Source organism: Cellulosimicrobium sp. 4261, from assembly GCF_040546915.1.
GTDB lineage: Bacteria > Actinomycetota > Actinomycetes > Actinomycetales > Cellulomonadaceae > Cellulosimicrobium > Cellulosimicrobium cinnabarinum.
The window spans coordinates 58496-80933 of the sequence record NZ_JBEPOQ010000001.1; the positions used below are offsets into that span (position 1 = coordinate 58496).

The 22438-nt window shown below is 76.3% G+C and carries 20 protein-coding genes; 6 read left to right on the forward strand and 14 right to left on the reverse strand.

Annotation, left to right across the window (positions count from 1 at the left end; genetic code table 11):
* The first annotated feature begins 32 nt into the window (after positions 1-32).
* The gene (locus ABIE39_RS00260) at positions 33-2330 is read left to right on the forward strand and encodes an exo-beta-d-1,3/1,6-glucosidase (protein ID WP_354049905.1); all 2298 of its coding nucleotides are present in this window, start codon (positions 33-35) and stop codon (positions 2328-2330) included.
* Between the two features lie 86 nt (positions 2331-2416).
* Here ABIE39_RS00260 and ABIE39_RS00265 read toward each other — a convergent pair whose 3' ends face one another.
* Both ABIE39_RS00265 and ABIE39_RS00270 read right to left on the reverse strand, forming a co-directional pair.
* Positions 2417-4732: a sodium-translocating pyrophosphatase gene (locus ABIE39_RS00265; RefSeq protein ID WP_074810338.1), complete on the reverse strand. Its 2316-nt coding sequence runs from the start codon at positions 4730-4732 to the stop codon at positions 2417-2419.
* Between the two features lie 142 nt (positions 4733-4874).
* Entirely contained in the window at positions 4875-5660 is a 786-nt protein-coding gene (locus tag ABIE39_RS00270) for an alpha/beta fold hydrolase (RefSeq protein WP_209828336.1), read from the reverse strand.
* Between the two features lie 69 nt (positions 5661-5729).
* Between ABIE39_RS00270 and ABIE39_RS00275 the strand changes: the two genes are divergently transcribed.
* Positions 5730-7127, forward strand: a complete 1398-nt coding sequence (locus tag ABIE39_RS00275; protein WP_499278590.1) for a M18 family aminopeptidase — start codon at positions 5730-5732, stop codon at positions 7125-7127.
* A gap of 103 nt (positions 7128-7230) precedes the next feature.
* Here the strand turns inward: ABIE39_RS00275 and ABIE39_RS00280 are convergent, their stop codons facing one another.
* Positions 7231-7878 (reverse strand): SRPBCC family protein, encoded by a 648-nt coding sequence (locus ABIE39_RS00280; protein WP_354049907.1) that lies wholly within the window; start codon positions 7876-7878, stop codon positions 7231-7233.
* 103 nt (positions 7879-7981) lie between these two features.
* Here ABIE39_RS00280 and ABIE39_RS00285 point away from each other — a divergent pair, with 103 nt between their 5' ends.
* Positions 7982-10525, forward strand: a complete 2544-nt coding sequence (locus ABIE39_RS00285; protein WP_354049909.1) for a DEAD/DEAH box helicase — start codon at positions 7982-7984, stop codon at positions 10523-10525.
* Positions 10526-10605: 80 nt separating this feature from the next.
* Here ABIE39_RS00285 and ABIE39_RS00290 read toward each other — a convergent pair whose 3' ends face one another.
* The 8 genes from ABIE39_RS00290 to ssd form a co-directional block, all read right to left on the reverse strand.
* Positions 10606-11121 (reverse strand): Rv3654c family TadE-like protein, encoded by a 516-nt coding sequence (locus ABIE39_RS00290; protein WP_209828332.1) that lies wholly within the window; start codon positions 11119-11121, stop codon positions 10606-10608.
* Complete coding sequence (locus tag ABIE39_RS00295; protein ID WP_175007603.1) at positions 11118-11507, reverse strand: TadE family type IV pilus minor pilin; 390 nt, start codon at positions 11505-11507, stop codon at positions 11118-11120. The genes ABIE39_RS00290 and ABIE39_RS00295 overlap by 4 nt, the downstream gene beginning before the upstream one ends.
* 4 nt (positions 11508-11511) lie before the next feature.
* Positions 11512-11715: a DUF4244 domain-containing protein gene (locus ABIE39_RS00300; protein ID WP_175007602.1), complete on the reverse strand. Its 204-nt coding sequence runs from the start codon at positions 11713-11715 to the stop codon at positions 11512-11514.
* 320 nt (positions 11716-12035) lie between these two features.
* Complete coding sequence (locus ABIE39_RS00305; RefSeq protein ID WP_354049912.1) at positions 12036-12839, reverse strand: phosphotransferase; 804 nt, start codon at positions 12837-12839, stop codon at positions 12036-12038.
* 100 nt (positions 12840-12939) lie between these two features.
* Positions 12940-13560, reverse strand: a complete 621-nt coding sequence (locus tag ABIE39_RS00310; protein WP_175007600.1) for a type II secretion system F family protein — start codon at positions 13558-13560, stop codon at positions 12940-12942.
* A 40-nt stretch (positions 13561-13600) separates the two neighbouring features.
* Positions 13601-14251 carry a hypothetical protein gene (locus ABIE39_RS00315; RefSeq protein WP_209828328.1) on the reverse strand — a complete coding sequence of 217 codons (651 nt, stop codon included), beginning with the start codon at positions 14249-14251 and terminating at the stop codon, positions 13601-13603.
* Positions 14252-14318: 67 nt separating this feature from the next.
* Entirely contained in the window at positions 14319-15575 is a 1257-nt protein-coding gene (locus ABIE39_RS00320) for a TadA family conjugal transfer-associated ATPase (RefSeq protein WP_502914820.1), read from the reverse strand.
* A gap of 53 nt (positions 15576-15628) precedes the next feature.
* Positions 15629-16345: a septum site-determining protein Ssd gene (ssd, locus tag ABIE39_RS00325; protein WP_186810320.1), complete on the reverse strand. Its 717-nt coding sequence runs from the start codon at positions 16343-16345 to the stop codon at positions 15629-15631.
* A 141-nt stretch (positions 16346-16486) separates the two neighbouring features.
* Here ssd and ABIE39_RS00330 point away from each other — a divergent pair, with 141 nt between their 5' ends.
* The 3 genes from ABIE39_RS00330 to ABIE39_RS00340 all read left to right on the forward strand — a co-directional run bounded on the left by ABIE39_RS00330 (position 16487) and on the right by ABIE39_RS00340 (position 20022).
* Complete coding sequence (locus ABIE39_RS00330; protein WP_074810358.1) at positions 16487-17308, forward strand: HAD family hydrolase; 822 nt, start codon at positions 16487-16489, stop codon at positions 17306-17308.
* A 414-nt stretch (positions 17309-17722) separates the two neighbouring features.
* On the forward strand, positions 17723-19198 hold the full coding sequence (locus ABIE39_RS00335; RefSeq protein WP_083385463.1) for an NAD-dependent malic enzyme: 1476 nt from the start codon (positions 17723-17725) through the stop codon (positions 19196-19198).
* 2 nt (positions 19199-19200) lie between these two features.
* The gene (locus ABIE39_RS00340; RefSeq protein WP_354049914.1) at positions 19201-20022 is read left to right on the forward strand and encodes an RNA methyltransferase; all 822 of its coding nucleotides are present in this window, start codon (positions 19201-19203) and stop codon (positions 20020-20022) included.
* A gap of 77 nt (positions 20023-20099) precedes the next feature.
* Here the strand turns inward: ABIE39_RS00340 and ABIE39_RS00345 are convergent, their stop codons facing one another.
* The 3 genes from ABIE39_RS00345 to ABIE39_RS00355 all read right to left on the reverse strand — a co-directional run bounded on the left by ABIE39_RS00345 (position 20100) and on the right by ABIE39_RS00355 (position 22157).
* Positions 20100-20816 carry a hypothetical protein gene (locus ABIE39_RS00345; protein WP_209828323.1) on the reverse strand — a complete coding sequence of 239 codons (717 nt, stop codon included), beginning with the start codon at positions 20814-20816 and terminating at the stop codon, positions 20100-20102.
* A gap of 67 nt (positions 20817-20883) precedes the next feature.
* Complete coding sequence (locus ABIE39_RS00350; RefSeq protein WP_354049916.1) at positions 20884-21357, reverse strand: hypothetical protein; 474 nt, start codon at positions 21355-21357, stop codon at positions 20884-20886.
* 125 nt (positions 21358-21482) lie between these two features.
* Positions 21483-22157: a response regulator transcription factor gene (locus tag ABIE39_RS00355; RefSeq protein ID WP_354049918.1), complete on the reverse strand. Its 675-nt coding sequence runs from the start codon at positions 22155-22157 to the stop codon at positions 21483-21485.
* Between the last annotated feature and the right edge of the window lie 281 nt (positions 22158-22438).

The window sequence follows — 22438 nt, forward strand, 5'->3', positions numbered from 1 at the left end:
GCGCCGTCGCCGCCGCCGTGGAAGGACCGTCCGTGAGCACCCTGCCCTACCTCGACCCCGCCGTGCCCGTGGCCGACCGCGTCGAGGACCTCCTCGCCCGCATGACGCTGCCCGAGAAGGTCGGCCAGATGCTCCAGCTCGACGCGCGCGACGGCGTCGGGCCCGCGGTGCTCGAGAAGCACGCGGGCTCGCTGCTGCACACCTCGCCGGAGAACGTCGTCGCCGCGCACGAGCTCACCGGCCGGACACGGCTGCGCATCCCCCTGCTGCTCGCCGAGGACTGCATCCACGGCCACTCGTTCTGGGTCGGCGCGACGATCTTCCCCACGCAGCTCGGCATGGCCGCGACGTGGGACCCCGCGCTCGTGGAGCGCGTCGCGCGCGCGACCGCGGTCGAGGTCGCCGCGACCGGCGTCCACTGGACCTTCTCCCCCGTGCTCTGCATCGCGCGTGACCTGCGCTGGGGCCGCGTCGACGAGACGTTCGGCGAGGACCCGTTCCTCATCGGCGAGCTCGCGTCCGCGATGGTGCGCGGCTACCAGGGCGACGGGCTGTCCGACCCGACGGGCATCCTCGCCACGGCGAAGCACTTCGCGGGCTACTCCGAGACGCAGGGCGGGCGCGACGCGAGCGAGGCCGACATCTCGCAGCGCAAGCTCCGGTCGTGGTTCCTGCCCCCGTTCGAGCGGGTCGCGCGCGAGGGCTGCGCCACGTTCATGCTCGGCTACCAGTCCATGGACGGCGTGCCCGTCACCGTGAACGGCTGGCTGCTCGACGACGTCCTGCGCGGCGAGTGGGGGTACACCGGCACGCTCGTCACCGACTGGGACAACGTGGGTCGCATGGTGTGGGAGCAGCACATCCAGCCCGACTACGTGCACGCGTCCGCCGCGGCCGTGCGCGCCGGCAACGACATGGTCATGACGACGCCGCACTTCTTCGAGGGAGCGCTCGAGGCCGTCGACCGCGGCCTCGTCGAGGAGGCCGCGATCGACGCCGCCGTGCGACGCATCCTCACGCTCAAGTTCCGGCTCGGCCTGTTCGAGGACCCCCGCCGGCCGGACGTCGCGCGCCAGCAGGCGGTCATCGCGTCGGCCGAGCACACCACGGTCAACCTCGAGGTCGCGCGCCGCTCCCTCGTGCTCCTCACCAACGACGGCACCCTCCCGTTCGCGGGCGGGCTCGCCCGCGCCGCCGGCGTGCCCGACGGCCGGGCCCTCGCCCCGGGCGGTGCGCCCGCCCGGACGATCGCCGTCGTCGGCCCGAACGCGGACGACGACCACACCCAGCTCGGCGACTGGGCGGGCGCGTCGGGGCAGGCCGACTGGCTGCCCGACGGCCACCCGCGCGAGATGACGACGACCGTGCTCGACGGCTTCCGCGCGCTCGCCCCGGAGGGCTGGGCCGTGACGCACGCGCGCGGCGCCGACGTCCTCACGCTCGCGCCCGACCCCGAGGGCGAGCTGTTCCCCGACGGGCAGCCCCGGCCCCAGGTGGTCGTGCCGGCCGCCCCCGACGACGCGCTGATCGCCGAGGCCGTCGCCGCGGCCCGCGACGCCGACCTCGCCGTCGCCGTGGTGGGCGACCGCATCGAGCTCGTGGGCGAGGGCCGCTCGACCGCGACGCTCGAGCTCGTCGGCGGACAGGTCGCGCTGCTCGACGCCCTCGTCGCCACCGGCACCCCCGTGGTCGTGGTCGTCGTCGCGTCGAAGCCGCTCGTCCTGCCGCCGTCGGCGCACGCCGCGGCGGCGGTCGTCTGGGCGGCCAACCCCGGGATGCGGGGCGGCCAGGCCGTCGCGGAGCTCGTGCTCGGGCTGATCGAGCCCGAGGGGCGCCTGCCGATCTCGTTCGCGCGCCACGCCGGCCAGCAGCCCACGTACTACAACGTGGTCCGCGGCCAGCACGGCGTCCGCTACGCCGACCTCACGCAGAGCCCCGCGTTCGCGTTCGGCGAGGGCCTGAGCTACACCACCGTCGAGTACGACGGCCTGCGGGTGCTCGGCACGGAGCACGGGCCCGACGACGTCGTGCGCGCCGAGGTCACGCTGACGAACACCGGGCCGCGCCCCGTGCGCGAGACCGTCCAGGTCTACGTGAGCGACACCGTCACGTCCGTGACGTGGGCCGAGAAGGAGCTCAAGGCCTACCGCAAGGTGGACCTCGCGCCGGGCGAGTCGACGACCGTCGGCCTCGAGGTGCCCGTGGCGGACTGCACGCTCGTCGACGCGCGCGGGCGCCGCGTCGTCGAGCCGGGCGAGTTCGAGCTGCGCGTCGGGCCGTCGTCGCGCGAGGACGCCCTCCTGCGCGCGACGTTCACCGTCACGGGGTAGCCCCGAGGGCTGCAGGCACACGCCGCGCGCGCCGGAGGGCGCCCGGGTCGACCCGGGCGCCCTCCAGCGCGCGTGGTGGCCGTGCGTCAGGCACCGGTCGCGACGCGCTCCCGCTCGACGGCGGACTCCTCGCGGTCGACGCGCGCCGCCCGCAGCCGCGACATGATCACCGCGCCGAACGCGATGGCGGCCGCGACGACCGCGATCCCGATGCGCAGGACGTGGTTCGCGTCCTCGGGCACGCTCATGAGCACCACCGCCGGCGCGATGAGCACCGACACGAGGTTCATCACCTTGATGAGCGGGTTGATCGCGGGACCGGCGGTGTCCTTGAACGGGTCGCCCACCGTGTCGCCGATGACCGTCGCGTCGTGCGCCGGCGAGCCCTTGCCCCCGTACGCGCCGTCCTCGACGATCTTCTTCGCGTTGTCCCACGCGCCGCCCGAGTTGGCGAGGAACACCGCCATGAGGACGCCCGCGCCGATCGCCCCGGCGAGGAACCCGGCGAGCGGCCCGACGCCCAGGCCGAAGCCGACGGCGATGGGCGCGAACGCCGCGAGCAGGCCGGGGGTCGCGAGCTCGCGCAGCGAGTCGCGCGTGCAGATGTCGACGACCTTGCCGTACTCGGGGCGCTCCTGGAACGTCATGATCCCGGGGTGCTCGCGGAACTGGCGCCGCACCTCGAACACGATCGCGCCCGCGGCCCGGGTCACGGCGTCGATCGCGAGACCCGAGAAGAGGAAGACGGTCGCGGCGCCGAGGATGAGGCCCACGAGCGTGATCGGCGAGATGATCTCGTAGTCGAGCATCGACGCGACGAGCCCCCCGCCCACCCGCTCGACGTCGGCCATCGCATGGCTCACCGCGTCCGCGTACGACCCGAACAGCGCCGTCGCAGCGAGGACGGCCGTCGTGATCGCGATGCCCTTGGTGATGGCCTTCGTCGTGTTGCCCACGGCGTCGAGGTCCGTGAGGATCTGGGCCGCCTCCTCGTCGCCGTCGCCCGACTCGCCCACCGACATCTCGTAGATGCCCTGGGCGTTGTCCGAGACGGGGCCGAACGTGTCCATCGCGACGATGACGCCGACCGTCGTCAGCAGGCCGCACCCGGCGAGGGCCACGAGGAACAGCGCGAGCCACACGGACCCGCCCGCGAGGAGGAACAGGCCGCAGATCGCCGCGGCGATCACGCCCGCCGTGTACACCGCCGACTCGAACCCGACACCGATGCCGGACAGGACGACGGTCGCCGCGCCCGTGCGCGAGGTGGCCGCCACGTGCAGGGTGGGCTTCGACGTCGTCCCGGTGAAGTAGCCCGTGATCCACAGGATGATGCCCGCGAGGACGATGCCGATGACGACGGCGAGGCTCGCGACGACGCGCGGGTCCGCCGCGATGCCGGACAGCTCGCCGAGGTCCGCCGTGCCGTCGAGCGCGGCGAACGACGACGGCAGGTAGACGAACGCCGCGACGGCCGCGAGCGCCGCGCCGACGAGCGCCGACAGGTAGAAGCCGCGGTAGATCGCCTTGAGCCCGTTCTCCTGGCCCCGCACGCGCGTGATGAAGACGCCGAGCACCGCGACGAGCGCACCCAGCGCCGTGACGACGAGCGGGAAGACGAGACCCTCCTCGCCCATCGCCGCCTTGCCGAGGATGAGGGCGGCGACGAGCGTCACCGCGTAGGACTCGAACAGGTCGGCCGCCATGCCCGCGCAGTCGCCGACGTTGTCGCCCACGTTGTCCGCGATCGTGGCGGCGTTGCGCGGGTCGTCCTCCGGGATGTGCTGCTCGACCTTGCCGACGAGGTCGGCGCCGACGTCGGCCGCCTTGGTGAAGATCCCGCCGCCGACGCGCATGAACATCGCCAGCAGGGCCGCGCCGAACCCGAAGCCCTCGAGCACCGCCGGGGCGTCGCCCTTGTAGACGAGCACGACGCCCGCGGCGCCGAGCAGACCGAGCCCGACGACCGACATGCCGACGACGCCGCCCGTCCGGAACGCGATGCGCGCACCCTCCGAGCGCCCGCCCGGCCGGGTCGCGGCCGACGCGACGCGCACGTTCGCGCGCACCGCGAGCCACATCCCGAGGTAGCCGATCGCGGCCGAGAACCCGGCGCCCACGAGGAAGGCGACCGAGCGCCCCACGCGGATGCCGCCGTCGCCCGGCAGCAGGAACAGGAGGCCGAAGACGATCGCCGCGAACAGCGCGAGCGTGCGGAACTGTCGGCTCAGGTACGCGCCGGCGCCCTCCTGCACGGCCTGGGCGATGTCCTGCATCTTCGCCGTGCCCTCGTCCGCGGCGAGGACCTGTCTGCGCAGGACGACCGCGAAGGCCAGGGCCACGAGGGCGATCGCCGCGATGACCGCGACGATGGTGAGACTTTCCGTACCGAGCGTGAGCATCCGTCCTCCTTGACGAACCGCGCGACCGTCGCGCCGGTCCCCTGCCGGAGCGATGGGGGTGAGTCTACGCACGTGTGTCGTACGTCACGACCACTCGTGCAGGACGTCACGAGCGTGCTCGGCGACAGCGCCCTCGGGCGGGTCAGCCCTTCGGTCGCGCGGCCCCTCGGCGGGTGCCCACGGCGAGGCGCGCGACGGCGTCGGGGCGGGTGAGCGGGTAGAGGTGGCCCTCCCCCGCAAGCCCGACGCGCGGGACCGTGAGCCGGTCCGACAGCTCGCGCTGCGCGCGCAGGAACCGGGCGCTCGCGCGCAGCCCGGCGACGAGCAGCGGCTCGGCGCCCGCGGGCAGGCGGTGGCCGTCGTCGAGCAGGGCGCGCACGCGCGGCGCCTGCTCCCAGCTCGCGAACCACTGGTGGGCGAGCAGGGTCCACGCGTCGCGCGACCCGTAGCGGGCGCGGGCGAGGTCGTGCGGGAGACGGTCCGGCGCGCGCGTGACCACCCGCACGCCCGCGCGGCGCAGCGCCGGCCCGGTCACGGCGAGACCGGCCGCGAGGGCGCCCGCCACCGCCGTGCCCGCCCGGGCCGCGACGGTGCCCGTGTGCAGGGCCGGGAGATGGACCTCCCACGGGCTCGTCGGGTCGAGGAGCACGAGCCGCCGGACCTCGCCCGGGTGCAGCAGCGCCCACTCGATCGCCGTGAGCCCGCCCACGGAGTGCCCGACGAGGTCCACGGGCTCCGACCCGTCGACACCGAGGCCCGCGCGCACCACGTCGACCGGTCCCGTCACGGGCACGCGCCACGCGTCGAGGACCCGGACGTCGTCGCTGCGGGCCGGGGCTCCGGGACCGGACGCGGTCCCGAGGGCGCGCGCGAGCGGGGCGAAGTCCTCAGGGGTGAGCGCCAGGCCCGGCAGGACGACCCAGGTCATGCGGACTCCCTCTCTCGCGGTGCGCGACCACCCTACGGAGCGCTCCTGGGCGTGCGTAGGGTGGAGCCTGTGTCGACGCCCAGCACCCCCGTGACCGACCCGACCCCGCACGACCGCGCCCTCGCGCACGCGCACGACCTCGCGACGTTCGTCGAGGCGTCCCCGTCGTCGTACCACGCCGCCCACGAGGTCGCGCGCCGGCTCGAGGCCGTCGGCTTCGAGCGCCTGGACGAGACCGCGGCGTGGCCGACGGCGACCGGCGGCGAGGGCGACGGGCCCGCGGGCGGGCGGTACGTCGTCGTGCGCGACGGCGCGGTGATCGCCTGGGCCGTGCCCGCGGGCGCGACCGCGACGACGCCGTTCGCGATCCTCGGCGCCCACACCGACTCGCCCGGCTTCAAGCTCAAGCCGCGCCCGAGCGTCGGCCGCGAGGGCTGGTGGCAGGCGGGCGTGGAGGTCTACGGCGGTCCGCTGCTCAACTCGTGGCTCGACCGCGAGCTCGAGCTCGCCGGGCGGCTCGTCACCGCCGACGGCGAGGAGCACCTCGTGCGCACCGGTCCCCTGCTGCGCATCCCGCAGCTCGCGATCCACCTCGACCGCGCCGCGAACGACGGGCTCACGCTCGACAAGCAGCAGCACACGCAGCCCGTGTGGGGGCTCGCGTCGGCGTCCGGTCCGGCCGGGTCCGACGTCGCGGGCGCGCCGCACGGGACGAGCGGCGGGGACGTGCTCGCCGAGCTCGCGCACCACGCGGGCGTGCGGGCGAGCGAGGTCGCGGGGTACGACGTCGTGGTCGCCGACACCCAGGCGCCCCGCGTGTTCGGCGCGCACGACGCGTTCCTCGCGTCCGGGCGGCTCGACAACCTGCTGTCGGTGCACGCCGGCCTCGTCGCGCTGCTCGAGGTCGCGGGCACGCCCGGCCGGCCCGTCGAGAGCGCCACGATCCCCGTGCTCGCCGCGTTCGACCACGAGGAGATCGGGTCGGAGTCGCGCTCCGGCGCGTCGGGCCCGTTCCTCGCCGACGTGCTCGACCGGGTCGCGGCCGGCCTCGGCGCGACGGCCGAGGAGCGGCACCGCCAGCTCGCGGCGTCGCTGTGCGTGTCGAGCGACGTCGGCCACTCCGTCCACCCGAACTACCCCGAGCGGCACGACCCCGCGAACCGTCCCCTCGCGGGCGGCGGACCGATCCTCAAGATCAACGCGAACCAGCGCTACACGACCGACGCGCACGGCGCGGCCGCGTGGGCGCGCGCCTGCGCCCGGGCCGGGGTGCCGAGCCAGGAGTTCGTCTCGAAGAACACCGTGCCGTGCGGCTCGACCATCGGGCCGCTCACCGCGACCCGACTCGGCATCCGCACGGTCGACGTCGGCGTCCCCATCCTCTCGATGCACTCCGCGCGCGAGCTCACCGCCGTCGTGGACCCCTGGTACCTGTCCCGCGCGGTGCTCGACCTCTTCCGCGGCTGAGCCCCCCACCCCCACCGGCCGAGCAGGCGGTTCCGGCCCGTCCCGGACACCGGACGCACCACGACCGCCTGGTCGGGGAGCCGCGACCGCCTGGTCGTGGCCGTCAGGGGCGCTCGGCGCGGGCGCGGACGCCGCGCAGCATCTTCTGCGTCATGAGGAAGCTCACCGGCTGCACCGCCTCGACGATCGCGCGGCCCGCGGCGCCCAGCGGCAGGTACCGCTCGCGGACGAGCAGACGTGACCGGAGCGTGCCGTCCGGCCCCGGCGGGAGCGGCCGCACGACGAACGCCCACGAGAACCGGAACGGCATCGTGTCCGCCTGCCCGGGCCCCGGCGCACCGAGCAGCACGAGGTGCGAACCCGGCTCGAGCGCCGCGACCCGCAGCACGGCCTCGTCGGCCAGGTGGACGTCGTCGCCCACGGCCAGGCCTTGCCAGCGCTCCTCGATCGCGTCCGCGCTGCGGATGCCCAGGCCGACGAGGTTCTCGAGCGCGTCGTAGGAGTAGAAGCCGCCGCGGCCCTGGCCGAGCTGGACGAGCCACGGCCAGACGGCGGCCGGCGGCGCGTCGACCGTCACGGCCCGCGTCGCGACGACGGCGCGCGCGTCGGGCACGAGGTCGTCCCCCGGGAGCACGCACTCGTGCTCGCCCTCCCAGGTGCCCCACGTCTGCGTCAGGCGCCGGGTGAGCAGGAGCGCCCCGACGGCGAGCGCCATCGTCGTCACGACCCGGACCCCACGCCACGCTGCCATGCGTCGATCGTCGACCGTGCGCCCCGCCCCGCGCGAGGGCCGGAGGTCCCGAGCACGGCGGCCCTCGGCCGGACCATGGGCCGGAGGTGGGAGACTCGGAGACGTGCTGCACGCCCCCACCACCTCCCCGCGACCGACGAGCGCGACGCTGCTCGACGTGCTGCGCGCGGGCGGGCGGCGCGACGAGCGGCTGCGGCACGTGCGCGAGCTCCCCGCACGCCCCGGCACGCAGGGCGAGTGGCCCGCGTGGGCCGACGCGTCGCTCGTCGCCGGGTACCGCGCGCTGGGCGTGGAGCGCCCCTGGGAGCACCAGGTGGAGGCCGCCGACGCCGCGTGGTCGGGCCGGCACGTCGCGCTCGCGACCTCCACGGGCTCCGGCAAGTCGCTCGCGTTCTGGCTCCCGGCGCTCACGGCCGTCCGCGCCGACGCCGCGGCGCGCGTGCTCGACCCCGGTCGCATCGAGTCGGTCGCGCGCCGTGGTGCCGTGCTCTACCTCTCGCCCACGAAGGCGCTCGCGGCCGACCAGCTCTCCGGCCTCCAGCGGCTCCTCGACGCCGCCGGGACGCGCGACGTGCGGGTCGCGACGTGCGACGGCGACACCGCGCAGGACGAGCGCCGGTGGGTGCGGGAGCACGCCGACGTCGTCCTCACGAACCCGGACTTCCTGCACTTCGCGCTCCTGCCGCACCACCGCGGCTGGACGCGGCTGCTGCGGGACCTGCGGTACGTCGTCGTGGACGAGGGGCACGCCTACCGCGGGGTGTTCGGCGCGCACGTCTCCCTCGTCCTGCGGCGCCTGCGGCGGCTCGCCGCGCACTACGCGCGGGAGGGCGACCCGCCTCCGACGTTCGTCGTCGCGTCGGCGACGACCGCCGACCCGGCCACGAGCGCGGCACGGCTGGTCGGGGTCGAGCCCGACGACGTCGTGACCGTCGCGCGCGACACCTCGCCCGCGGGGCGCAAGACGTTCGCCCTGTGGGAGCCGCCCGTCGTCGTGGGCTTCGAGGCGTCCGCGGACGCCGGGCCCGCGGAGGGTCACGACGACGACCCCGCGGTCGCGACGCCCGCCGAGGGGCCCGAGCACCCGCGCCGCAGCGCCACGGCCGAGACGGCCGACCTGCTCGCCGACCTCGTCATCGCGGGCGCCCGCACGCTCGCGTTCACGCGCTCGCGCCGCGGCGCGGAGTCCGTCTCGGTCCAGACGCAGGACAGCGTGCGCGTCGTCGACCCCCGCCTCGTGCGCCGCGTCGCCGCCTACCGGGGCGGGTACCTGCCCGAGGAACGGCGCGAGCTCGAGGACGCGGTGCGCACCGGCGACGTGCTGGGCCTCGCGACGACCAACGCCCTCGAGCTGGGCGTCGACATCTCGGGGCTCGACGCCGTGCTCATCGCGGGCTGGCCCGGCACCCGCATGTCGGTGTGGCAGCAGGCGGGCCGCGCCGGGAGGGCGGGCGCCGACGGCCTCGTCGCGTTCGTCGCGCGCGAGGACCCGCTCGACACGTTCCTCGTGCACCACCCCGAGGCGGTGTTCGACGCGCCGCTCGAGGCGACCGTGTTCGACCCCGCGAACCCCTACGTCCTCGCGCCGCACCTGTGCGCGGCGGCAGCCGAGGTGCCGCTGCGGTCGGAGGACCTCGCCGCGTTCGGCGCGCCCGACGTGGTGCGCGGCCTGCTCGACGTGCTCGTCGCGCGCGGAGCCCTGCGACGCCGGGCCTCCGGCTGGTACTGGACCCACGCGCAGCCCGCGTCGGGCATGACCGACCTGCGCGGGTCCGGCGGCGCGCCCGTCCGGGTCGCCGAGGCGCGCACCGGCCGGCTGCTCGGGACGGTCGACGCCGCCTCCGCGGACGGCTCGGTGCACGACGGCGCGGTGTATGTCCACCAGGGCCGCACCTACGTGGTCGAGCACCTCGACCTCGCCGACCACGTCGCGCTCGTGCGTCGGCAGGACGTCGACCACGGCACGTGGTCGCGGTCGACCACGTCCATCACGATCGTCGACGAGCCCACGGGCGGGGACGTCGCGACGGGCCGCGACGTCGTCGAGCGCACCTGGGGCCCGGTCGGCTGGGGCTACGGCCCGGTCGACGTGTGCTCCCAGGTGGTGAGCTTCCAGCGTCGCCGCCTCCTCGACATGCAGGTCCTCGGCACGGAGACCCTCGACCTCCCCGAGCGCACGCTGCCGACCATGGCCGTCTGGTGGACCGTCCCCGCCTCCGTGATCGAGGAGGCGGGCGTCGACGCCGACGAGCTGCCCGGCGCGCTGCACGCCGCCGAGCACGCGTCGATCGGCCTGCTCCCCCTCCTCGCGACGTGCGACCGTTGGGACCTCGGTGGGGTGTCCACCGCGCTGCACGCCGACACCGGCGAGGCCACCGTGTTCGTCCACGACGCCTACCCCGGCGGAGCCGGCTTCGCCGAGCGCGGGTTCGAGCTCGGCGCGACCTGGCTCCGCGCGACCCGCGACGCCATCGCGCGCTGCCCGTGCCACGACGGCTGCCCGGCGTGCGTGCAGTCGCCGAAGTGCGGGTCGTACAACGCCCCGCTCGAGAAGGCCGCCGCCGTCCGGCTGCTCGACGCCGTCCTGGCGCACGCCCCGGTCGCCGAGACCGACCCCGCGGGGCGGAGCGCCGGTTCCGCGCGATAGGGCACCGCTTCCCCCCACGGGGTCGAGGACCGCTGCGGCCGGGCCCGGACAGGTGCCGCCGCCCGACGGCCCGCTGCGGCTCACCGCGCGCTCGCCGGGCCGGCACGTGCCGCGGCGTTCGCGCGACCGAGCGAGGCGCCGAGGAACGTGACACCGGCTCTCGACTCGACGTCCACCCGGACGACCCCCGCGCCCTGCTCCGTGCACGCGACCACCACGACCCGGTTGTGCGCCGCGGCCTCGCGCGCCCGGCCGCACGGTTCCCACCCGTCGCGGGCTGCCGTCGCCGCCGCGAGCGCCGCGAGGTCGGCCCCGGTCTGCGCCGTGCCACGCGCCGCCTGCGCCTGCGCGAGCGCGCCGAGGGCGACCGCCAGCACCAGGACTGCCGCGACGACGCCGAGCACGAGCACGGTGCCCGCTCCGTGCTCGGCGTCGGTGTCGGTGTCGGTGTCGGTGTCGGGGATGGTGACCGCCCCGGGTCCCGCCGCTGCTCGTCCGTCGGTCTCGATCTCGCCCGCGGTCTCGGTCTCGATCTCGCCCGCGGTCGCGGTCTCGGTCTCGGTGCACCGCCCCCGAGGTGGCTGCGCCGTGGTCATGGCTCGGCCCAGGCGACGGCCTCACCGCTGGCGCGCAAGGGCGAGCCCGCGAGCCACCCGCCCACGACGGGCGTCGTCACGCGCACCTCGACCCACGGGTCGCCCCGCACCACGCCGACCGTCGCGCCGGCTCCGGCGACCCGGAGCGCCGTCGCACGCACGGTCGCGTCGTCCTCGCCGATGGCCGCCGCCCGGGCGGCGGCCCTCGCCGCGTCGGCGGAGCGCATCTGGGCGCCCGCCGCCGCGGCGAGGGTGAGGACCACGACGAGAACCAGGACGACGGCCGGCAGGGCGACCGCGAGCTCGGCCGTGACCGCACCGCGCTCGCTCCCCTCACGGGCCCGATCCCTCGGCCGGCGGCCGTCGGCCCCGGCGTCCCGTCGCACGGGCTCAGCCCAGCGAGAGCGCGCTGCGCACGATGCCGAGCAGCATCTCGCGCACCTCGCCGCTCTTCAGCACGACGATGAGCAGCCCGGCGAAGCCCGCCGCGGCGACCGTCGCGATGGCGTACTCCGCGGTCGCGAGACCCGCCTCGCCCTGCCCCGTGCTCGTCCCCGTCAGGCGCGCGAACGCGCGTCGCGGCTGTCGTGTCATCTCCGACTCCCCTCTCGTGGCCCGCGTCGTGCGGGCGGTCGGAGCGACCCTGCCGGGACCGGCGGCTGCGGCGCACCCCACCCCGCCGCGCCGGTGGACGGGGCCGTCGAGGCGACGACCTGTGCACAGCAGCGCGCGCTCCGCCCGCGTCGACGGGCCGAGTGGCGAGCCACCGTCGACAGGCCGAGCACCCAGCCCGGGTCGACAGGTCGAAGCGGCCGACCCGGTCGACAGGTCGGAGCGCGTGGCCCGGTCAACAGGTCGAAGCGCGCGGCCCGGTCGACAGGTCGAGCGACCCGCCCTCGTCGAGGCGCGTGCGGTCAGCCCCAGGTCAGCGGGTCGAGCTCGAGGTGGAAGCGGAGCCGACCCGGGTCGACCGGGGACCCGTACCGCGGCGCCAGCGTCTCCTCCAGGGCACGGGCGTGCTCCGGCCAGGTGTCCTGGGCGTTCGCCAGGAGGAGGGCGAGGTCGGCGTGCCGGTCCGCGACCCCGAGCCGCCCGACGTCGACGAGACCGCGGACCTCCAGCGTCTCCGGGTCGAGCAGGACGTTGGGCAGGCACAGGTCGCCGTGGCAGACGACGAGGTCCGCCACCTGCTGCTCCCGGCGCGTCGGCAGCTCGGTGGTGAGCTCCGCGAGCAGGTCCACAGGGTCCCGGGACTCCTGCTCCGGCCGCAGGAACTCCGCGTGCACGCGGCCGCCGTCGACCACGTCGCGGGCGAGGGCGACCATGGCGTCGAGGCTCCGGTCGAACGGGCAGCCGTCGACGGGGAGGTCGTGGAGGGTCCGCGCCGCCGCGAGGACGTTCGTCCAGGCGCGGTCGACCTGGTCGGGGCGGACCGTGTCGGCGGGCACCCCCGGCACCGTGCGCGTCACGAGGGCGGCCCCCTCCCCCGTGTCCTCCCATGCCAGCACCTCGGGGACGGCGATCCCGCGGGAGGCCGACCAGAGCGCGCGGTCCCGCTCGCCCACCAGGGCGGCCAGCTGGTCCGGGCCCACGACCTTGGCGTACCGGGAGCCGTCCGCGCTGACGAGCACACGGGCCGAGGACTCGCCGCTCCCTGCTTCACGCCAGGCGTCGTCTCGGCGCGCAGCGGGGACACGGGAGACGGGGGACGGGTCCATGCGGCCACCGGAGCGACACCGACACCGACACCGACACCGACACCGACACCGAGACCCACGCCGAGACCCACGCCCGCCCCGTCCTCCGGACCCCCGACGCCTATCCGGAGAGCAGACCCGCCCCGAGGGAGACGAGGACGGGGAGCAGCCCGACGAGCACGAACGCGGGCAGGAAGCACGCACCGAGCGGGAGCACGAGGTGCACGGCGAGCCGCGCCGCGGCCGCCTTGGCCGCTCCGGTCCGGTCCTGCCTCGACGCCTCGGCGGCAGCCCGCAGCGACGACGCGGGAGCAGCGCCGTGCAGCCACGCGGGTCGCAGCGCCCGCTGGACGACCCCGAGCCGCGGCGGCGCGCCGGCCCAGGCGCCGTCCCACGACGCCCCCAGGAGGAGCGCGGCTCCCGCAGCACGCAGCCCGGCACCGTCGCGGCCCCCGACGCACGTCCCGACGACGTCCAGCGCCCGCGGGATCGCCGCACCCGACCCGACGGCGGCCGCGAGCAGCTCGAGGAGCACCCCGGTCTCGATGCCGGGGTCGCGGTCGTCACCCCGTGGCCGTCGACCGCCCTCCCCGGCGGAGGCCGCGTCGCGCTCGGGTCCTGGCCGCCCGACGGCGGCCGCGCGCCGTCCGACGGCGGCCGCGCGCCGCCCGACGGCGGCGCGCGCGGACCACCACGGCGCGGCGCCCGCCAGCACGCAGAGCGCCAGGAGGACGAGGGTCATCGGTGCTCTCCTTCCCGGGCCGGTCTCGGGCGCAGCGCGGTCACCGGTCCTCCCCCGCCGTGCGCGCCCGCTCGACGAGCCGCGCGGACCACGTGCGCCCCGCCACGAGCAGCAGGACCCCGAGGAGCACGCCCGCCGTCCCGAGGCCGCCGTCGGTCGCGGTGCCGAGCGGGTCGGCGCCCAGCACGTAGCCGAGCAGCACGCCGACCACGGGGAGCCAGAGCAGCACGCGGGCGGTCGCGCGTGGTCCGGCGAGCGCCGCCTCCCGCTCGGCGCGCGCCTCGGCGTCCGCGGCCACGGACGCGGCGACCTCGTCGAGCACGGTCGCGAGCGGCGCGCCCAGCTCCGCGGCCAGCCGGCACGCCGAGACGAGGGCACGCGCCGTCGCCGGACCGCCGACGTGCGGCGCGAGGTCCGCGACCCGGGGGACGCCACCGCCGTCGACGCGCACGCCGACCGCACGGGTCCACGCGACGCCGGGCGCGGCTCCCGACCGCAGGAGCGACCCGACCTGCGTCACGACGACACGCACGAGCTCGGGCACCGCCTGCGGTCGGCCGGGCCGGCGCAGCACGGACCACCGCGTGGCGCGCGACGCCGGCCGGCCGACGACGCGACGCGCCGACCGCCCGACCCGCGCCGTGGCGCACCAGACCGCGGCACCGACGAGCAGACCCACGACGACCGTCATGCGCCGCTTCTCCCGCCGCGCGTCGTCGGGGCCGCACCCGGCCGACGGCCCACGCCGCGCCGCCGCGTCATGCCGACCACCGCCCCACGAGCTCGTCCCACGCCGGTCCCGCGACCGGCCCCGCCGCACCCGTCGACCCACCGCCCGGCGGCACGACCGTCCCGTCCCACGACCCCGCGACGTCCACGCGCAGGGCGCCGCGCTCGTCCTGCCGCACGACGCCCAGCTGCGCGAGGACGCGCCGGGTCGTGCCCGCCGTGCGGACGCGGCGCAGGTGCAGCACGACGTCGAGCCCGCCCGCGGCCTGCGCGGCGACCGCGGCCCGGTCCATCCCCGCGAGCGCCGCGAGCGCCTCCAGCCGGGCGGGGACCACCTCGACGTCGTTGGCGTGGATCGTCGCGAGGCCGCCGTCATGGCCGGTGTTGAGCGCCATGAGCACCTCGCGGACCTCCGGGCCGCGGCACTCGCCCAGCACGATGCGGTCGGGCCGCATGCGCAGCGCGGCGCGCACGAGGTCGGCGAGGTCCACGCCGCCCGCGCCCTCGACGTTGGGACGCCTCGCGGTGAGCGGGACGACGTGGGGGTGGTCGGGGTCGAGCTCGCGCGCCTCCTCGACGCAGACGACCCGCTCGTCGGGCGGGACGAGCGCGAGGAGCGCGGCGAGGAGCGTCGTCTTGCCGGTGCCCGTGCCGCCGGACACGAGGACGTTCGCGCGCCGCGCGACGAGCCCGCGCAGCACCGCCTCCCACGCGTGCGGGACGGTCCCGCCCGCGACGAGGTCGTGGAGCCGGAACGTCCGCGTCCGCAGGACGCGCAGCGAGACGACCGCCCCCGTCGCGCACACGGGCGCGACGACGGCGTGCAGCCGCGTCCCGTCCGGGAGGCGGGCGTCGACGACGGGGGACGCGTCGTCGAGCCGCTGCCCACCCGCCGCGGCGAGACGCACGGCGAGCGCCCGCACGGCCTCGGGGCCGCCGAGCGCGACCTCGACCCGTTCGAGCCCGGCGCCGCGGTCGACCCACACGTCGTCGGGCCCGTTGACGAGCACGTCCGTGACGCCGGGCTCGTCGAGGTACCGCTGGAGCGGCCCTGCCCCGAAGATCTCCGCGTGGGCCGTCCGGGTCAGCTCGCGCAGCGCGGTCGTGCCGAGCACCCGGCCCGACGCCCGCAGCGCGTCCGCGACGGCCGCGTCGCCGAGCGTCTCGGTGGCACCGCCCTGCTCGTCGCCCGACCGCACGAGGCGGTCCCGGACGCCGTCGAGCAGCGCGACCCGGCCGCGCTCCGCACGCGGCGACGCCTCCCCGCGCCGGTACGCGTCGTCCACGACACCCCGGTCACGACCGCGCCCCTCGCGCGGCGCACGCGCCTCCCGCCCCGTCACCGGACGGGCCCGAGGTAGCGCGCGGCGAGCTCGCGACCGGCCCGCAGGACCGCGCCGCGGCCGACGCACGGTCCCTGCCCGCGCTCGACCGCGCCCGCGAGCGCGCGGTCCCACCCGGCGGTCGCGGCGACGTCGAGCCCGACGGCGGCGGCCACCTCGGGCGGCGAGAGCCGACCGGGCGCGGGACCGCGGACCACGAGGGCCGCCCGGCCGGGGAGCCGGTCGCGCACCGCGGCCGCGCCCGCCACCCCGGCGACGTCGAGCGGTGTCACGAGGAGCACCTCGTCGCAGGCCTCGAGCAACGACGCCCCGGCCGCACCCGGCGCGAGGGCCGCGCGGTCGGCGTCGAGCACGAGCACCCCGGACCTCGCCGCCGTGGCCTCGGCGAGCGCGGCGACCACGTCGGCCAGGGCCGCCTGCTCCGGGCCCCCGCCGCGCTCGGTGCTGACCACCGGCACGGTGCCCCAGCGGGGCAGGCGCGCGAGGAGGTCGTCGCCGTCGAGCCGGCCCCGCGCGTCGGCGAGGTCCGGCCAGCGCACGCCCGGGTCCTGCTCGACGCCCAGGAGGACGTCGAGGCCCCCGCCCAGGAGGGCGAGGTCGACCAGGCACGTCGGGGCGCGCCGCCGGGCGACCGCCCGGGCCAACGACGCGGCGACGACGCTCGCCCCTGCCCCGCCGCGCGCACCGACCACCGCCACGACCGCTCCGACCATCGCGCTCCCCCGCCCTCCGTCGACCGGGGACCACCCTCGCCCGTGGACGCGGGCCGCCGTCGGCCCGTCGCCGACCCTGGGGACGGGCCCGTCGGCGAGCGCTCCTGGGGACGGCCACGTTCCGCCGCTAGGCTCGCGACCGTGACCCCGCTCCCGGACCCGAAGGACCCGCCACGCGCCGGCCGGGTCGCCGCGTTCTTCGACCTGGACAAGACGATCATCGCGACGTCGTCGGCCGCGGCGTTCTCGCGGCCGTTCTTCGCGGGCGGGCTCATCAACCGCGGGGACGTGCTCCGCAGCGCGTACGCGCACTTCCTGTTCATGGTGGGCGGCGCCGACGCGGACCAGACGGAGCGCATGCGCGCGCACCTGTCGAACCTCGTGACCGGCTGGGACGTCGCGACCGTCTCCCGCATCGTCGAGGAGACGCTCCACGAGCACATCGACCCGGTCGTGTACGCGGAGGCGGTCGAGCTCATCGAGTCGCACCACGAGCACGGGCACGACGTCGTCATCGTCTCCGCGTCAGGCAGCGAGGTGGTGGAGCCCATCGCCGCGGTGCTCGGCGCCGACCACGCCATCTCGTCCCGGATGGCCGTCGAGGGCGGGCGCTACACCGGCGCGATCGACTTCTACGCGTACGGCGACAACAAGGCCGTGGCCCTGCGCGAGCTCGCGGAGCGCGAGGGCTACGACCTCGCGGCGAGCTACGCGTACTCGGACTCGGTGACCGACGCGCCGATGCTGAGCGCCGTCGGCCACGCGTTCGTCGTCAACCCCGACCGGACGCTGCGTCGTCTCGCCGCCGAGCACGGGTGGGGCGCGCTGACGTTCTCGCGGCCCGTCGCCCTGCGCTCGCAGCTCGCCGCGCCGACGCCGGTGCTCGCGGCCGCGGGCCTCGTCGGGCTCGGCGTCGTCGGGTGGCTCGTGTGGCGGGCGTGGCGCCGCCGCTCGCGCGGCTGACCCTCTTCAGCGTCGCCGCCCGCGCGGCTGACCCGCGCGTCCGGCGTCCGCGGACGACCGCCGAAGGGCCCGATCCGGACCTCCCGGACCATCCGCACCGGCGTGTTCGAACCCCGGTAGAACACGGTGTGGAAGAACCCCCGGAGCGCTTGCGTCCGCCGTCCCGACGGGCTGTGATGGAAGGACAACAGCACCGCGGCGGTACCCACGCGCAGGGCAGTCCACCGAAGGACGCGCTGACCGGGGCGGACCCGGCCACGACGGCCCCCGACCCGTTGCAGCGACTTGGAGCGAGCGCGCCTGTTCACCGTCGCCGCTGGCGACCACGGCGTCCGCGAGGGCGCCGTCGTCGTGTCCGGGCTCGCGCGCCGCGTTCCCGCGTCGCGGCCCGCCCGCGGGGCGATACTGGGGCCCATGACGTCAGCGCCGAGTGTCTCCTCCTCCATCACCGCCCGCCTCCAGGTCGAGGCCCGCCCCACCGCCGTGAGCGAGCTGACGACGGCGATCGAGCACACCGGGGGCATCGTCACCGCCCTGGACGTGACGGCGTCGGGCCACGAGCGCATCACGGTCGACGTCACCGTCGCGACGCGCGGCGAGGAGCACGCCGGGCAGATCGTCGAGGCGCTGCGCGCGCTCCCGGGCGTCGTCGTGGACCGCGTCTCCGACCGCACGTTCCTGCTGCACCTGGGCGGCAAGCTGAAGATCGAGTCCAAGGTGCCGATCCGCAACCGCGACGACCTGTCGATGATCTACACGCCCGGCGTCGCGCGCGTGTGCGAGGCCATCGCCGCCAAGCCCGACGACGCCCGCCGCCTGACGATCAAGCGCAACACCATCGCCGTGGTCACCGACGGGTCCGCCGTGCTCGGGCTGGGCGACATCGGCCCCCTCGCGTCGCTGCCCGTCATGGAGGGCAAGGCGGCCCTGTTCAAGCGGTTCGCGGACATCGACGCGTTCCCCATCGCGCTCGACACGACCGACGTCGACGAGATCGTGCGGACGGTGAAGGCGATCGCGCCCGTCTTCGCGGGGATCAACCTCGAGGACATCTCGGCCCCCCGGTGCTTCGAGATCGAGGCGCGGCTGCGGGCCGAGCTCGACATCCCCGTGTTCCACGACGACCAGCACGGCACGGCCATCGTGGCGCTCGCCGCGCTGACCAACGCGCTCAAGGTCGTCGGCAAGGAGCTGCCCGACGTGCGCATCGTCCTCTCGGGCGCGGGCGCGGCCGGGACCGCGGTGCTCAAGCTGCTCCTCGCGGCGGGCGCGCACGACGTCGTCGTCGCGGACATCGAGGGCGTCGTGCACCCGGGCCGCCCGGGCCTGTCCCCGTCGCTCGCGTGGACCGCCGTCAACACCAACCCGCGGCGCGTCACCGGCACGCTGCGCGAGGCCGTCGTCGACGCGGACGTGTTCATCGGCGTCTCCGCCCCCGACGTCCTCACCGGCGACGACGTCGCGCGCATGGCGCCGGACGCCATCGTGTTCGCGATGGCAAACCCGCGGCCCGAGGTCGACCCGGTCGAGGCAGCCGAGCATGCCGCCATCGTCGGCACCGGGCGCTCCGACTTCGCGAACCAGATCAACAACGTGCTCGCGTTCCCGGGCGTGTTCCGCGGCCTGCTGGACGCGCGGTCGCACCGGATCACCGACGCGATGCTGCTCGCCGCCGCCCGCGCGCTCGCGTCCGCGATCCACGAGGACCAGCTCAACCCGACCTACATCATCCCGAGCGTGTTCAACCCCGAGGTGACGACGCTCGTCGCCGCGGCGGTCGAGCGCGCCGCGCGGGAGGACGGCGTCGCCGAGCCTCCCGCGCTGACCGGCGGGCTCCCGCGCGTCGCGACCACGACCACGTCCGCCCCGACCACCGCCCCGGAGGCCTGAGCGTGCAGCGCGTCACGACCCGCAACGCGGCGTTCCAGCAGTGGGAGGCGCTGCTCACCAACCGCACGAAGCGGCACCGGGCGGGCGAGATGGTCGTCCAGGGGGTCCGGCCCATCACGCTCGCCGTCGAGTCCGGGTGGACCGTGCGGACCTGGCTCGTCGACGCCGACCGGTCGCTGTCGTCGTGGGCCCACGCGATGCTCGACCGCGTCCGCGCGCAGCGGTTCGCCGTGTCGTCCGCGCTCCTGCGCGAGCTCGGCGGCAAGGAGGACGAGACGCCCGAGCTCCTCGCCGTCGTCGCGACGCCGCCGGACGACCTGGGCCGGATCGGCGGCGGCGCCCCGGGCGCCGACTTCCTCGGCGTCGTGCTGGACCGGCCCACGAGCCCGGGCAACGTGGGGACCGTCGCGCGGTCGCTCGACGCGTTCGGCGGCGACGGGCTCGTCGTCGCCGGGCACGCCGCCGACCCGTACGACCCGCGCGCCGTCCGTGCCAGCACCGGCTCGATCTTCTCCGTGCCGACGGTCCGCGTCCCCGCGGGGCGCGACGTCCTCGACTGGGTCGCCGCGCAGCGCTCCTCGGGCGTCCCGCTGACCCTGGTCGGGACCGACGAGCACGGCGAGGTCGAGCTCGCCGAGCACGACCTCACGGGGCCCACGCTCGTGCTCACGGGCAACGAGACCACCGGTCTCAGCGCGGGGTGGCGCGAGGCGTGCGACGTCATGGTGAGCATCCCCATGCTCGGCGCCGCGAGCTCGCTCAACGCCGCGAGCGCGACGACCGTCGTGCTGTACGAGGCCGTGCGCCAGCGCCGGGCGCGCTGACGGCACGCACGGCGGTCGGTGCACGCCCGACGGCGGGTGCGGCGTCCCGGGGCGCCGCACCCGCCGTCGTCCCCGCGTCAGGACGAGCGCGGCGCCGTGCTGCCCGGAGCGCGGGTGATGTGGTGCACCGCCTGCGTGCGCAGGCCGGCCCCGTGGAACTCCTGGTAGATCTCCTTCGCCTCCTGCAGCGCCTGCTTGACCTGGTTCTTGTCGAGGTGAGCCGCGGTCAGCTGGTTCTGGTAGAGGTACAGGAACGTGTTGAAGTCGATCTTCGTCAGGTCCACCGTGGACTTGACCGCGACGAACGCGCTGATGCGCTCCATCTTCTCGTAGATGCCGCGGGCGGAGACGTTGAGGTACCACGCCTTGAGGTCCACCCGGACGATGGACAGGCCCTCGGTCACGACGTAGTACTCCTCCATCGTGCCCGTCGACGCCGACGCGCCGCCGAGGAACACGGTGAGGGCCTCGGAGATGAGGCCGCCCACCCCGTCGATGATGCTGTCCGCCGTCCCCGAGACGAACGACTTGAGCGACGACTTCACGGTGTCGGCGAGGTGCTCCGCCGACGTGGACGTGAAGGCGTGCACCTCCTTCTTGGACGCGAGGATGGACGTGATGGGCACGGTCGAGTTCGTGCCTCCCGCCCCGCGGAGCGACTCCTGGATCTTCGCCTCGAACAGCTCGGCCTTCGTCTCGCCGAGCCGGGCGAGCGACTCCACGACCTCGCGCTGCGTCTGCGCGAGCTCGTCGCTGTTGTCGAACTGCTTGACGATGTCTCTCACGAGCGACATGGCTTCCTCCGATGACGTGTGGTGCGGTGTCGGAGCGCGGCGACCGCCCCGCCCCCGTGGCGCGAGGTCAGAAGAGGACCTGCGTGCCCTGCAGGTCGACCTGCCTGCTCAGCGCGTCCGGCCGCGGGTAGCGGGCGTCCGCCGGGACGGGCCGGTTGTAGCCGTAGATCCAGACGCCCTCGAGCGCCCGCTCCTCCTCGAGCGCGAGGGCGAGCCCCGCCGAGAAGTTGGAGACGTTCTCGGCGCACGCGTGCACGAGCACCGGTCCGACCGGCCCGGGCACCCGGGCGAGGAGCCGCGCGACCTGCCGTCGGCCCCACCCCCAGTCGTCGGCGCCGTTCCCCTCGTCGCCGATCTCCTCGTCGTTGCCGTGCGCGGACAAGCAGACCGGGCCCCGCGCCGTCGCGAGCGCCGCGACGAGCGCCCGTTCCGCGGCGGCCCGTGAACCCTTCGGAAGCAGGACGACCTCGCCCCACGCGTCCGCCCCGGAGCCGTGCTCCTCGACGGCCTCGCGGATGTCGTCGTCCTGTGTGCAGACCACCAGCATGTCGTGCCCCCTCTCGTGCGTCGGCGGGGCTGCGTCGCCCCGCCGTCGGCCCGGTGCCTTCGTCCGGGTCCGTCGCCAGGATCTGCCGGCCGCGCACCGCCCCACATCGTCAGTTCTGACTATCTGCGGACGGGACGTCCGCCCCGCGCCCGCGCCAGGGCGGCAGAGGCCGCGAGCTGCGACGAGACGCCGAGCTTGCGAAGGATCGAGCGGACGTGGGCGCGCACGGTCGCGACCGACAGCACGAGGGCAGCCGCGATCTCGGCCACCGACCGACCGCCCGCGAGGTGCTCCAGCACCTCGGTCTCCCGGCCCGTGAGCGACGCCACCGCCCGACGGTCGCGCACGACCCCGACGAGCTGGTCCACCAGCAGCGCGTCGCCCGCGCGCACGTCCCCCGCGAGCATGCGGGCGACCGTCCGCACCTGGTCGCCGAACGGCCGCTCCGCGGCGACGACCAGGGCGCCTGCCCGCGCGGCGACGAGCAGCCGGTCCGCCGCCACCGCGCCGCCCACGACCACGACCGGGCCCGGGCGCCGCAGGACCGCGAGCAGCGGCGGGCCGGGGAGGGAGCCCGCGTCGTCGGCCACGAGCACGAGCCCGCGGCGGCCGCCGGACCCCGGCCGGAGAGCGTCCTCGGGGACCGTGCGCGCCCCGCATCGGCCGACGGCACGCAGCCCCGCGGCCACGGCGACGGCGAGCACGCGGTCCCGGGACGCGACGTCGACGCCGTCGTCCCGGCGTGCGGGCGCGGCAGGGCGCGACCGCGCGCCCCGCACCGCCGCGTACGCCAACCCGCCCCCTGTGCCTCGCCGTGAGGCCGCCCGCTCCGCGAGGAACGTGAGCCCATGGTGGGGCACCGGCCCCTGCGCGGCAACAGCGCGGCGGGGCGCCCGGCGCGTCGTCCGACGGCGCGCTCCCCACCGTCCCGGCCGCCCGCCCGCTCCTTTGCGAGCACTCTCGCCGAATCCCGGACGGATGTGACCGCGCTCACCGCAGGAGGTCTAGACTCGCCAGGTCGGGGCCCCGGTCGTGCGGCCGTCCGCCCCGTCGTACCGTCGTACCGTCACGCCGC